Raw genomic sequence first — 12,455 nt, 5'->3', positions numbered from 1 at the left:
ACGCCTGTGCTTGCCTGAAAGGAGGCCACACGGAGAAGAGGGACCCGGACCACCGCAGTGGTAAACGGGACCACCAGCGGAAGCGTCACCGGCCGGCAGAGCCCGTCCCCCTCTTTTTTGGAGGTCTGCCCCGCTGGCGAGGCGAGCCCTTCAGCTTTTGATCTTGAAGCTCTTCACCCACCCTCCACTACCCTCACCCGCCGTGGACCGAGCTGATCTCCTCCGCCTGGACCGGCAGCACGTCTGGCACCCCTACGCGCCCATGCCGGGCGACCGGGAGCCGCTCGTCGTCACCTCCGCCGAGGGCGTCCGCCTCCGCCTGGACGACGGCCGCGAGCTGGTGGACGGCATGTCCTCCTGGTGGGCCGCAATCCACGGCTACCGCCACCCCGTCCTGGACACCGCGATCTGGGACCAGGTCGGCCGGATGAGCCACGTCATGTTCGGCGGCCTCACCCACGAACCCGCCGTCGCCCTCTGCGCCAAGCTGGTCGAGATCACCCCGCCCGGACTGGAGCACGTCTTCCTCTCCGACTCAGGCTCGGTAGCCGTCGAGGTCGCCATCAAGATGTGCCTCCAGCACTGGCGCTCCCAGGGCAAGCCGGAAAAACGCCGCCTGCTCACCTGGCGAGGCGGCTACCACGGCGACACCTTCCACCCCATGTCCGTCTGCGACCCGGACGGCGGGATGCACTCCCTCTGGCGCGGGGTGCTCCCCGAGCAGCTCTTCGCCTCCGCCCCACCCACCGCCATGGACACCGCCTACGTCGCCGAACTGGCCGACCTCGTCGAGCGGCACGCCGACGAGCTGGCCGCCGTCATCGTCGAACCCGTAGTCCAGGGCGCAGGCGGCATGAGGTTCCACGACCCCCGCTACCTGCACGTGCTCCGCGAGCTCACCCTGGCGAACGACGTCCTCCTCGTCTTCGACGAGATCGCCACCGGGTTCGGCCGCACCGGCGAGCTGTTCGCCGCCGACCACGCGGGCGTCAGCCCGGACGTGATGTGCGTCGGCAAGGCCCTGACCGGCGGCTACCTCTCCCAGGCCGCGACGCTGTGCACCCCGCGCGTGGCCGAGGGCATCGCGCGCGGCGACGTCCCGGTTCTCGCCCACGGGCCCACGTTCACGGGCAACCCGCTCGCCTCCGCCGTCGCCCTCGCCTCGACCGACCTGCTCCTCTCCCGCGACTGGCGCGCGGAGGTGGCGGGCATCGAGTCCGGCCTGCGGAAGGGCCTGACGGGCGCGCCGGGGGAGGTCCGGGTGCTCGGCGCGATCGGCGTGGTGCAGCTGGACCACCAGGTGGACGTGGCCGCCGCCACCGCCGCCGCCACCGAGCGCGGGGTGTGGCTGCGGCCGTTCCGCGACCTCGTCTACACCATGCCGCCGTTCGTGTGCACCGACCGGGACGTCGCCGACATCGCCGCCGCCGTGGTCGCCGCGGCCGAGGCGTCCTCACTGGCGCAGCAGCGTTGACCCCCACACCAGCAGCAGCACCGAGTACCCGATCAGCAGCCACGCGGGCAGCCGGTTCCCGCCCTCGCCCTCGCCGTACGCCCTGGCCCGCGCCGAGAACCGCGCCACGACCGCCCACAGCAGCGCGACCACGACCAGCGCCAGCGGCGCCACCAGCACGCCCCACGCGCCCGCGAACACCCCGCCGAAGTAGTCCACCGGCAGCGGCACGTCCGACCACTCGCTGACCGGGGCCATCAGCACCGCGACGGACCCCCACGCCCAGGTGGCCCGCCGCCACGGCCGCGCCCGCTCCGGCCCGCCGGACCGCCCGACCAGGATCGCGATCCCGCCCACGGCGAACGCGGCGCCCGCGAACAGCCAACCCACCACCGTGGACACCACCGGGATCGGGGCCACGACCTCACCCACCAGCGGGACCACGTGCGACCACAGGACGTAGTGGCCCAGCACGCCCAGCGGGATCGCGGCCAGCACCAGCCACACCTGCTTGCCGGTGCTCAGCCGCTCGAACCACGACCGCTCCCGGACCACCGGCCCGGCGGTCCGGCGCGCGAGCCGCGCCTCGTCGCGGGCGCGCTGCCCCTGCCGCTGCCGCCGCCTGCGGCGCGCCCCCTTCCCCACGGGCCGTCAGCCCTCGACCGCTACGGCCGAGGCCAACTGGGTGTTCGTGGGCTCCACCAGGACGGTCCCGTCCGCGAGCACGACCACCGGGATGTTCTTGCGCCCGCCCGCGATCTCCACGGCCCGCTCGCGCGCCACCTCGTCGTGCTCGACGTCCACCTCGGTGAACGGCACCCCGTTCTCCCTGAACCACGCCTTGGCCCGGCGGCAGTCCCCGCACCAGTCGGCGCTGTAAACCACGATTTCACCCATGCCGGTGACTGTAGAGCGCCACTCACGGCAACGCTGCGTGTCGTCGTAGTGTGGTGGGCCGTGAGCGTCCTCGTGATCACCGGCACGGGCACCGACGTCGGCAAGACCGTGGTCGTGGCCGCGCTGGCGGCGATCGCGGCAGCCGAAGGCCGCCGGGTGGCCGTCCTCAAGCCGGTGCAGACCGGTGTCCTCCCCGGCGAGCCGGGGGACCTGGCGGAGGTCCAGCGGATGGCGGGCCCCGTCACCACCCGTGAGCTGCGCCGCTACCCCGACCCGCTGTCCCCCGCGGCGGCGGCCCGCCGCTCCGGGCTGCCCACCGCGCACCCGGCCGAGATCGCGGGCGCGGCCACCGAGCTGGACGACACCCACGACCTGGTCCTCCTGGAGGGCGCGGGCGGCCTGCTCGTGCCGCTCGACGACCGGGGCGCCACCCTCGCCGACGCGGCCTGGGCGCTGCACGCCCCCGTGCTCGTCGTCGCCCACGCCGCCCTCGGCACCCTCAACACCACCGCCCTCACCGCCGAGGTGCTGGTGCGGCGCGGTCTGGAGTCGATCGGCGTGGTCATCGGCCGCTGGCCCGAGCACCCGGACCTGGCCGCCCGCTGCAACCTCGCCGACCTGCCCGAGGTCGCGGGCGCGCCGCTGCTGGGCGTGCTGCCGGACGGGGCGGGCGCGCTGAGCGGGGCGGAGTTCCTGGAGGTCGCGCGCGCCGGGCTGTCGCCGTGGTTCGGCGGCACGTTCGACCCGGACAAGTTCTCCGCGCCGCACACCTGCTGACACGCCCGTCGCGCTCTGTCACCTGACGGCCCCGCTCGGGCACACTCGGTCGTCGACGGCACCCGCCGACCGTGAGGAGAAGTCGTGTCCGCAGCACCCGAGCAGGCCGCGCCCAGCGGCGCCGAGCAGCCGGGCGACGTGCTCGCCGAGGCCGGGGAGCGCGTGCTGGAAGGCGGTGTCGGGCTCACCGAGGAGCAGGTCCGGCGGGTGCTGGCCCTGCCCGACGAGCGGATCCCCGAACTCCTCGCGCTCGCGCACCGGGTGCGGGTGCGCTGGTGCGGGCCCGAGGTCGAGGTGGAGGGCATCGTGTCCCTCAAGACCGGCGGCTGCCCCGAGGACTGCCACTTCTGCTCCCAGTCCGGCCGGTTCCCCTCGCCGGTGCGCTCGGCCTGGCTGGACGTGCCCGGACTGGTCCGCGCGGCCAGGCAGACCGCCGAGACCGGGGCCACCGAGTTCTGCGTCGTCGCGGCCGTGCGCGGGCCGGACGCGCGGCTGCTGGCGCAGGTCCGCGCCGGGATCGAGGCCATCCGCGCCGACGGCAACCCCATCCAGATCGCCTGCTCGCTCGGGATGCTCACCCAGGAGCAGGTGGACGAGCTGGTCGCCATGGGCGTGCACCGCTACAACCACAACCTGGAGACCGCCCGCTCGCACTTCCCGAACGTGGTCACCACGCACTCGTGGGAGGAGCGGTGGGACACGCTGCGCATGGTCCGCGCGGCGGGCATGGAGGTGTGCTGCGGCGGGATCATCGGCATGGGGGAGAGCCTGGCGCAGCGGGCCGAGTTCGCCGCCCAGCTCGCCGCCCTCGAACCCGACGAGGTGCCGCTCAACTTCCTCATCCCCAACCCCGGCACCCCGTACGAGGACTACCCGGTGGTGGAGGGCGCGGAGGCGCTGCGGGTGGTCGGGGCGTTCCGGCTGGCGCTGCCGCGCGCGGTCCTGCGGTTCGCGGGCGGGCGGGAGCTGACGTTCGGCGACCTCGGGGCCAAGCGCGGGATGCTCGGCGGGATCAACGCGATCATCGTCGGGAACTACCTGACCAACCTCGGGCGGCCCGCCCAGGAGGACCTGGACATGCTGGCGGAGCTGGCCATGCCGATCAAGGCGTTGAACGAGGTCCTGTGAGCGCGGGCGAGGTGTACTGCGGGCACTGCGGCCGGGCGCGGGACGGGGCCGACCACGGGGCGTGCGCGCGGCGGCTCGGGGTGGTCGACCCGCCCCGGTTCTGCGGGGCGTGCGCGCGGCGGATGGTCGTGCAGGTGACGCCCGGCGGGTGGACGGCCTCGTGCGGCAGGCACGGCGAGTCGCGATCGGCCTGACCGGCGGCGACGGCGGACGCCCCACGACCGTCGGGTGGTCGCGGGGCGCGCGGTAACCTCGCTGCCGACGGTGGTCGCGCAGGGAGGTCTCGGGTGGCTGAGCAACCGGTTGACGGGCAGGACGAGTCGGACGGCTCGACGACCGCCGCCCAGGCCAAGCTCGCCGAGGCCGGGTGGCCCCGGCGCGGCGAGGGGGCCGACCGGGACGAGGCGACCACGAGGATCAGCAAGGCCGCGCTGGGCGGGGCGGAGGAGAAGACCGCCGTGCTCCCGAAGCCGGTCGTGGCCGAGGCCGGAACGGGTGGGGGCGGGTCCGCGAACGGGTCGGGCGCGTCGGGCGAGCCCGTGAAGGGCGAGGGTGACGGGGGCGCGGTCGCGCAGGCCGAGCCCGCCGCTCCCGAGCCCGCCGAAGCTGAGGCGGCCGAGCCCGCCACCCCCGAGCCCGCCACCCCCGAGCCCGCCACCCCCAAGCCCGCCACCCCCGAGCCCGCCCAACCCCAGCCCGCCGACGCCGCCAAGCCCCCGGTGTCGAAGGCCGACGAGAGCACCCAGGCGGCCCTCGCGCCCGTCGACGGGCCCGAGCCCACGCCCGAGGCCGTCGTCGTGGCCGCGCACGTCGCCGCCCCCGCCGCCGCGGTCGACGTCGAGCCGCCGACCGAGCGGGTCGCCCGGCCCGACACCCTCGACGGGTACGACCGCCAGCCGCCCGCCGAGTTCTGGGCGGACACCTCCGACGCCCCGACCCACCCGCCGTACTCCTTCCACCGCGAGCGGCCCAAGGTGGTGGTGCAGCGGGACATCCCGGCCGCGATCAAGGTGTTCTCCACGACCTCCCTCCTCGGCCTGCCGATCGGCCTGCTGTGGGCGTGGCTCGCGCCCGCCCAGAACGTCGTGGTGCAGTCGGGCGGGTTCGTCCCGGTGCCCGGCGAGAGCTACCACCGGCTCGACTCGCTGATGGTGTTCGTGCTGCTCGGCCTGGCCGCCGGGGTGCTCACCGGCGCCGCGTCGTGGATGATGCGCGAGCTGCGCGGCCCCGTGGTCATGCTGGCCGCGACGGTCGGGTCGGTGCTGGCGGCGTTCCTGGCGTTCCGGGTCAGCGCGCCGTTCTCGACCTGGCGCCACGAGCTGGCGTCCGCGCCCGCGGTCGGCGAGGTGATCCGGCTGGCGCCCTCCCTGGACAGCGCGTGGGGCATCGTGGCCTGGCCGCTCGGCACCGCGCTCGCGTACGGCTGCCTCGCGGCCTGGAACGGCATGGACGACCTGGGGCGCAGGCTCGCCTGAGCGACTTCGGACCGCGCAGGCGCCGGTCGCGGTGGCCCGCGCGTGAGCGGCAGCGCTCACCCCAGCTCCCGGCCGAGCGTCTCCGGCAGGCCCAGCAGCGCCAGCACGGCGATGCCGTAGGCCGCCGCCCCGAACGCCATCGCGCCGCCCACGCCCGCGCTCTCGGCCGCGAACCCGACCGCCGCCGGGAACAGCGCGCCCACGGCCCGCCCGGAGTTGTAGGTGAAGCCCTGGCCGGTGCCGCGCAGGTGCGCCGGGTACAGCTCCGACAGGAACGAGCCGAACCCGCTGAAGATCGCCGACGTGCAGAAGCCCAGCGGGAAGCCGAGGAACAGGATCGTGGTGTTCGCGCCCTCCGGGATGCGGGTGTAGAGCAGGATCAGCGCCGCCGACAGCACCGAGAACAGCGCGAACGTGCGCTTGCGGCCCAGCTCGTCGGTCAGGTGGCCGCCGCACACGTAGCCGGTGAACGCGCCCGAGATCAGGAACGCCAGGTAGCCGCCGGTGCCGATGACGGTCAGGCCGCGCTCGGACTTCAGGTACGTCGGCAGCCAGGTCGCGAGCGTGTAGTAGCCGCCCTGCACGCCCGTGGCCAGCAGGGACGCGAACGCGGTGGTGCGGGCCAGCGGGCCGGTGAAGATCGCGCCGAACGAGCCGCGCTCGGCGCTCGCGGTGCGGCGGGCGGTGGCCTCGGGGGCGTCCTGGACGCGGCGGCGGACGTAGATGATCAGCAGGGCGGGCAGCGCGCCGGTGAAGAACAGCACCCGCCAGGCCAGGTCGGGGTGCACCAGCTCGAACACCAGCGCGTAGACCAGCACCGACAGCGCCCAGCCGACCGCCCACGAGCTCTGGACGAACGCGACGGTGCGGCCCCGGTAGCGGGGCGCGCAGTACTCGGCGACCAGGATCGCGCCGACCGCCCACTCGCCGCCGAAGCCCAGGCCCTGCAGGGCGCGGAACACCAGGAGCACCTCGTAGCTGGTGGCGAACCCGCACAGGACGGTGAACACGGCGTAGGTGACGACGGTGATCATCAGGGCGCGGGTGCGGCCGAGGCGGTCGGCGAGCACGCCCGCGATGGCGCCGCCGAGCGCGCTGACCACGAGGGTGACCGTGGTGAGCAGGCCCGCCTCGCCCTTGGTGATCCCGAAGTAGGCGGTGATGGCGACCAGGCCCAGCGGCAGGACCTGGAAGTCGTAGGAGTCGAGGCCGTAGCCGCCGAACGCGCCGACGAAGGCGCGCCGTCCGCGCTGCCCGAGGGTGCGGTACCAGGCGAACCGGCCGTTCCCGTCGCTGGACGTGGCGCTGTCCGGTGCGGTGGCGCTCATTCTCACCTCGCTGGGGGAGGGGTGTGCTGTGCGCCACACGGTAGGGGATTGTTGAACAATCCCACCAGGATGCTTCGGTGGGGAATGGGGATTCGGGGTGGGGCGGGTTCGGGGGGCGCTGTGCTTGGCTGGGCGGGTGGGGACGGTGGGGGACGGGGCTGACGGGCGCGCCGAACTGCTCGCGGAGCTGGAGTGCCAGGACCCGCGCCGGTACTGGGCGCGCAGGGACGCGCTCGCCCTGGTCGGCGACCTGCCGGAGGCCGCGCCCGTCCTGGTCGCGGCCCTCGGCCGGGAACCGGACCGCGCGGAGGGCGCCTCGCACTCCGAGCGGGGCAACGCGACGGCGTTCGCCGAACTCGTCGCGGCTCGCTGCCTGCGAGTCCCGCGCCCCGACCTCGTGCCGCCGCTGCTGGAGGCCGCGCGCGGTCCGACGCCGCACCGCTCCGCGCTCGCGGTGGTCCTGGGCCGCTGGCGGGTGGTCGAGGCCGTGCCGCTGCTGGCCGAGTGGGTCGTCGGCCCGGACGAGGTCGGCGCGCTGCGGTCGGCCGAGGCGCTGAGCGCGCTGGCGCGCGACCGGGACCTCGGTGCGGTCGTGCCGGAGGTGGTCGTGCCCGCGCTGCTCGTCGCGCTCGGGAAGGCGGCGGGGCCGTCCGCGTCCGACCGGCGGCACGCGGTCCTGAACGCCTTGCGGCGCACCGGGGACGCCCGAGGCGAGGCCGTCGCGCTGGCCTGCCTGGACGACCCGGCGCCGGAGGTCCGGACCGCCGCCGCGTGGTTGCTCGCCGAGGTCGGCGGCGTGGAGTCGTTGCCGCGACTGGGGGAGCTCGCCTCCGGCGAGCACGCGCGGGCCGCGCTCACCGGGTTGCTCCGCTTGGCGGACAAGGGCTCCGCGCCCGCGCTGCGCCGGGTGCTCGCGACCGGCGACCGGCGCTCGCGACTGCTCGCGCTGCGGGCGCTGGAGCGGTGCGGGGAGTGGCGGGTCCCCGGCGACGACTGCGCGGAAACCCTGCTGCTGGGCCGGATCGGCGATCCCGAGACCGCGCGCGAGCGCCTCGTGGCCGCCCTCTCGCACGCCGATCCGGCGGTGCGGGCCGTCGCCGTCACGTCGCTGCGCCTGCGCGGCAGGCCGGAGCTCGCGCGGCCCGCGCTCGACGACCCCAGCCCGCACGTCCGCACCGCCGCGCGCGGTGTCCTCGACGCGCCGCCGCCTGCGGCCGGATGACGGTGTTCGCGGGCGCTCGCCCTTGTGCCACAAGGAGTTCCGGCGCCGCGCTCGCGGCGCCGGAAAGCGCCCCACCGGGGAACCCGCGCCCCGCCGGTCAGTTCCGGTTCGGCGGGTGGCCGAACTCCGACAGGGGCGCGGGCACCGCGCGCAGCGCCGCCAGCAGCCCGGCCTCGCGGTGCAGGACCTTGCGCACCAACCTCAGCCGCCGCGCCTCCACGGTCTCCTCCAGCAGCCGCTGCCGGTCCTCCATCGTCATCAGGCAGTCGCTGGCCAACCGGTAGGCCAGGTCGTCGAACATCTCCGGCGAGTGCTCGGGGAACCACTCCCGCTCGAACCGCGCCGCCTCCCGGTACCGGGCGTGCGCGGCCCTGGCGCTCGCGGCCAGCAGCGGCAGCACGGACGCAAGTTCCGGCGGCGACGGGGTGTCCGGCAGCCACTCCACCTTGCCCACCAGGTAGGGCGCCGCGTTCTCCTCCACCTCCAGCAGGCGGAACCTGCTGCCGCCCACCGTCGCCAGGTCGAACCTGCCGTCCGGGAAGCGGTGCGTGTCCTGGAGCACCGCCGAGCAGCCGATCGCCTGCAGCGCCTGCACGTTCTCCGCGCCGACCTCCCAGCCCTGCTTGATGGAGACGACCCCGAAGCTGCGGTCCGGCACGGCGCCGGTCACCAGGTCCACGGTCAACTGCCGGTAGCGCGGCTCGAAGATGTGCAGTGGCAGGGACGCCCCGGGCAGCAGCACGGTTCCGAGCGGGAACAACGGGAGCGTCGACGTCACGGTCCCACGCTACGACCTGAGGGTGGTCGCAGCACGGCGAACGGGTCGGTGACCCGCATTCCCCTTGACGCGAAACGGAAAAGCGCCGCGGGCCTGCCGCCCGCCGGTCCCGGCGGCGAGGTGGCCCCGGTCGGCTCCAGCAGTCCGCGCCGGGACAGCACCCGCTGCAGGTTCGTCGCGGCCACCGGGTAGCCCAGCGCCGCCGAGTACAGCTCGCGCAGCGCCGAGATGGTGAACTCCGGCGGGGCCAGCGCGAACCCGAGGTTGGTGTAGGACAGCTTGGAGGCGAGCCTCTGCCTGGCCCGCCGCACTATCGCCTCGTGGTCGAACGCCGTGGCCGGGAGCGCGTCCACCGGGTGCCAGCCGGTGTCGGACGGCACCGCAGGGTCCACGTCGCACGGCACCAGGCCGAGGAACGCGGTGGCGACCACCCGCTGCCCCGGCGTGCGCCCCGGCGCGCTGAACACCGCCAGCTGCTCCACGTGCGCGAGCTGCCGCGCGTCGACCTTCTCGGCGAGCTGCCGCCGGATCGACTCCTCCACGTCCTCGGTGGGACCGAGCTTCCCCCCTGGCAGCGACCAGCGCCCCGCCTGCGGCTCCCGACCCCGCTCCCACAGCATGACCTGGAGTGACCCGGCTCTCACCTGGAGGACGGCGGCCAGCACCTCATGTTCCGCGAGTCCCACCCGATGATACTATCGACCTTGTTTTCGTCCCCTGGGCGAAAACCTGGCGACGGGGCTCGGGGAAGGACCACTCATGGCTGCCACCGCTTATCTGGAGCGCGCCTCGGACGGCGCGTACGACGGGATCGCGCCCGACGCCGACTGGCGCGAGGAGGTGCTGCGGCTGGCCCGCGAGCGCGACGCGGTCATCCTGGCGCACAACTACCAGCTGCCCGAGATCCAGGACATCGCCCACCACACCGGCGACTCCCTGGCGCTCAGCCGCATCGCCGCCGCCAGCGAGGCGTCCACGATCATCTTCTGCGGCGTGCACTTCATGGCCGAGACCGCGAAGATCCTCGCCCCGCACAAGACCGTGCTGATCCCGGACGAGCGCGCGGGCTGCTCGCTGGCCGACTCCATCACCGCCGACCAGCTGCGCGAGTGGAAGTCGCAGCACCCGGGCGCGGTCGTGGTGTCCTACGTCAACACCACCGCCGACGTGAAGGCGGAGACCGACATCTGCTGCACCTCGTCCAACGCGGTGGACGTGGTCGCCTCGATCCCGGCCGACCGCGAGGTGCTGTTCCTGCCCGACCAGTTCCTCGGCGCGCACGTCAAGCGCGAGACCGGCCGCGAGAACCTGCGCATCTGGGCGGGCGAGTGCCACGTCCACGCGGGCATCAACGGCCCGGAGCTGGCCGCGCGCGCCGCCGAGAACCCGGACGCCGACCTGTTCATCCACCCCGAGTGCGGCTGCGCCACCTCGGCGCTCTACCTCGCGGGCGAGGGCGCCGTCCCGGCCGAGCAGGTCAAGATCCTGTCCACCGGCGACATGATCACCGCCGCGCGCGGGACCAGCGCGAAGTCCGTGCTGGTCGCCACCGAGGTCGGGATGCTGCACCAGCTGCGCAAGGCCGCCCCGGAGATCGACTTCCGCCCGGTCAACGACCGCGCGTCCTGCACCTACATGAAGATGATCACCCCGACCGCGCTGCTGCGCTGCCTGCGCGAGAACCTCGACGAGGTGCACGTCGACGCGGAGACCGCCCGCCGCGCCCAGGGCGCCGTGCAGCGCATGATCGAGATCGGTCAGCCCGGCGGCGGCGAGTGAGCGCGGCGCGCTGGGAGGCCCGCGCCGACCTGGTCGTCGTGGGCACCGGCGTCGCGGGCCTCACCGCCGCGCTCCGGGCCCGTGAGCTGGGGCTGCGCGTCCTGGTCGTGACCAAGGCGGCGGGCGGCGACGGCAACACCCGGTGGGCGCAGGGCGGCGTGGCCGTCGTCCTGCCCGGCGAGCACGACGAGGGCGACACCGTCGACGCGCACGTCGCCGACACCCTCGTCGCGGGCGCTGGCCTGTGCGACGAGGCCGCGGTCGCCGCGATCGTCTCGGGCGGACCGGCGGCGGTCACCCGGCTGCGCGAGCGCGGCGCCGTGTTCGACCCCGCCCCCGGCGGCAAGCTCGCCCGCACCCGCGAGGGCGGGCACAGCGCGTTCCGCGTCGTCCACGCGGGCGGCGACGCCACCGGCGCCGAGGTGGAGCGGGCGCTGCTCGCCGCCGCCGGGGACGACCGGGTGCCGGTGCTGGAGGACCACGTCGCCGTCGACGCCGTGCGCACCCCGCTCGGCGCGGTGTGCGGGCTGCTCGTGCTGGACTCGGCGGGCGTGCCCGGTGTCGTCACGGCCCCCGCCGTGCTGCTCGCCTCCGGCGGCCTCGGCCAGCTCTACCAGGCCACCTCCAACCCGGAGGTCGCCACCGGCGACGGGCTGGCGCTGGCGATGCGCGCGGGCGCGCACGCCGCCGACGTCGAGTTCGTCCAGTTCCACCCGACCGTGCTCTACACCGGGCGCGGCGCGCGCGGCCGGTGCCCGCTGGTCACCGAGGCCGTGCGCGGCGAGGGCGCGGTGCTGCTCGACGCGCTCGGGCGGCGCGTGATGCGCGGCGTGCACCCGCTGGAGGACCTGGCCCCGCGCGACGTGGTCGCCGCGGCCATCACCCGGCACGCGGCCACCGCGCCCGGCGGCGTCGACGACCACGTGTTCCTCGACGCGACCGGCATCGGGGACTTCGCCCGGCGCTTCCCGACCGTGCTGGCCGCGTGCCTGGCGGCCGGGATCGACCCGGCGAGCCAGCCCATCCCGGTCGCGCCCGCCGCGCACTTCGCGTGCGGGGGCGTGGTGGCCGACGTGGACGGGCGCACCGCCGTGACCGGCCTGTACGCGGCGGGCGAGGTGGCCAGGACCGGGCTGCACGGGGCGAACCGGCTGGCCTCGAACAGCCTCCTGGAGGGCCTGGTCGTGGGCGCGCGGGCCGCCGAGGCGGTCGCCGCCGACCTCGCGCTGGGCCTGCTCGCCAGGGCCACCGGCCACGCCGAGCTGCCCACCGCCCCCGTGGCGGACCGGGACTCGCTGCAGCGGGTGATGAGCCGCTACGCCGCGATCGGGCGGGACGCCGAGGGGCTGGCCGTGGTCGGCTCGGTGCTGGACCTGTCCACCACCGACCGGGTCCTGGACAGCCGCGAGCTGGTCGAGGACGCGGCGCTGACGCTGGCCGCGCGGGCGCTCATCGCGGCGGCGGCGGAGCGGACCGAGACGCGCGGGTGCCACGTGCGCACCGACCACGCCGGGCGGGACGACGCCCGGTGGTCGCGCAGCCAGGTGGTGCGGCTGACGCCGAGCGGGCAGCCGGTGCTGGCGGACCCGGCGCTGGCGCGGGACGCGGCGTGAGGGCC

General features: G+C 75.2%; 13 protein-coding genes. 8 read left to right on the top strand and 5 right to left on the bottom strand.

All coding sequences use genetic code 11. From position 1 onward, the window contains the following. Positions 1–202: 202 nt before the first annotated feature. Positions 203–1,474, top strand: coding sequence for an adenosylmethionine--8-amino-7-oxononanoate transaminase (locus CNX65_RS28140; RefSeq protein WP_096496444.1), 1,272 nt, complete (start codon positions 203–205; stop codon positions 1,472–1,474). Here CNX65_RS28140 and CNX65_RS28135 read toward each other — a convergent pair. Together CNX65_RS28135 and CNX65_RS28130 are read right to left on the bottom strand one after the other, a co-directional pair. After that, positions 1,454–2,098: a hypothetical protein gene (locus tag CNX65_RS28135; protein ID WP_096496443.1), complete on the bottom strand. Its 645-nt coding sequence runs from the start codon at positions 2,096–2,098 to the stop codon at positions 1,454–1,456. The genes CNX65_RS28140 and CNX65_RS28135 overlap by 21 nt on opposite strands. Before the next feature lie 6 nt (positions 2,099–2,104). Then, complete coding sequence (locus CNX65_RS28130) at positions 2,105–2,350, bottom strand: glutaredoxin family protein (protein ID WP_096496442.1); 246 nt, start codon at positions 2,348–2,350, stop codon at positions 2,105–2,107. 60 nt (positions 2,351–2,410) lie between these two features. Here CNX65_RS28130 and bioD point away from each other — a divergent pair, with 60 nt between their 5' ends. The 4 genes from bioD (at position 2,411) to CNX65_RS37495 (ending at position 5,730) form a co-directional block, all read left to right on the top strand. Beyond that, positions 2,411–3,127 carry a dethiobiotin synthase gene (gene bioD, locus CNX65_RS28125; RefSeq protein WP_232520041.1) on the top strand — a complete coding sequence of 239 codons (717 nt, stop codon included), beginning with the start codon at positions 2,411–2,413 and terminating at the stop codon, positions 3,125–3,127. 84 nt (positions 3,128–3,211) lie between these two features. Further along, complete coding sequence (gene bioB, locus CNX65_RS28120; protein WP_096496440.1) at positions 3,212–4,255, top strand: biotin synthase BioB; 1,044 nt, start codon at positions 3,212–3,214, stop codon at positions 4,253–4,255. Further along, on the top strand, positions 4,252–4,449 hold the full coding sequence (gene bsaP, locus CNX65_RS28115; RefSeq protein WP_096496439.1) for a biotin synthase auxiliary protein BsaP: 198 nt from the start codon (positions 4,252–4,254) through the stop codon (positions 4,447–4,449). The genes bioB and bsaP overlap by 4 nt, the downstream gene beginning before the upstream one ends. A gap of 93 nt (positions 4,450–4,542) precedes the next feature. Beyond that, on the top strand, positions 4,543–5,730 hold the full coding sequence (locus CNX65_RS37495; RefSeq protein WP_232520040.1) for a DUF2567 domain-containing protein: 1,188 nt from the start codon (positions 4,543–4,545) through the stop codon (positions 5,728–5,730). 56 nt (positions 5,731–5,786) lie between these two features. Here the strand turns inward: CNX65_RS37495 and CNX65_RS28105 are convergent, their stop codons facing one another. Further along, positions 5,787–7,058 (bottom strand): MFS transporter, encoded by a 1,272-nt coding sequence (locus CNX65_RS28105; protein WP_096496438.1) that lies wholly within the window; start codon positions 7,056–7,058, stop codon positions 5,787–5,789. A gap of 145 nt (positions 7,059–7,203) precedes the next feature. On the opposite strand from CNX65_RS28105, the gene CNX65_RS36475 reads away from it, so the two are divergent. Beyond that, on the top strand, positions 7,204–8,280 hold the full coding sequence (locus tag CNX65_RS36475) for a HEAT repeat domain-containing protein (protein ID WP_096496437.1): 1,077 nt from the start codon (positions 7,204–7,206) through the stop codon (positions 8,278–8,280). Positions 8,281–8,377: 97 nt separating this feature from the next. Here CNX65_RS36475 and CNX65_RS28095 read toward each other — a convergent pair whose 3' ends face one another. Together CNX65_RS28095 and CNX65_RS28090 are read right to left on the bottom strand one after the other, a co-directional pair. After that, complete coding sequence (locus tag CNX65_RS28095; protein WP_096496436.1) at positions 8,378–9,058, bottom strand: LON peptidase substrate-binding domain-containing protein; 681 nt, start codon at positions 9,056–9,058, stop codon at positions 8,378–8,380. After that, positions 9,055–9,744, bottom strand: coding sequence for an NUDIX hydrolase (locus tag CNX65_RS28090; protein WP_096496435.1), 690 nt, complete (start codon positions 9,742–9,744; stop codon positions 9,055–9,057). The genes CNX65_RS28095 and CNX65_RS28090 overlap by 4 nt, the downstream gene beginning before the upstream one ends. A gap of 73 nt (positions 9,745–9,817) precedes the next feature. On the opposite strand from CNX65_RS28090, the gene nadA reads away from it, so the two are divergent. Further along, entirely contained in the window at positions 9,818–10,837 is a 1,020-nt protein-coding gene (gene nadA / locus CNX65_RS28085) for a quinolinate synthase NadA (RefSeq protein WP_096496434.1), read from the top strand. Then, complete coding sequence (locus CNX65_RS28080; protein ID WP_096496433.1) at positions 10,834–12,450, top strand: L-aspartate oxidase; 1,617 nt, start codon at positions 10,834–10,836, stop codon at positions 12,448–12,450. Before nadA ends, CNX65_RS28080 begins: the two co-directional genes overlap by 4 nt. Positions 12,451–12,455: the final 5 nt, after the last annotated feature.

This window comes from Actinosynnema pretiosum (assembly GCF_002354875.1).
Lineage (GTDB): Bacteria > Actinomycetota > Actinomycetes > Mycobacteriales > Pseudonocardiaceae > Actinosynnema > Actinosynnema auranticum.
This window is presented reverse-complemented; position numbering and strand designations above follow the sequence as displayed.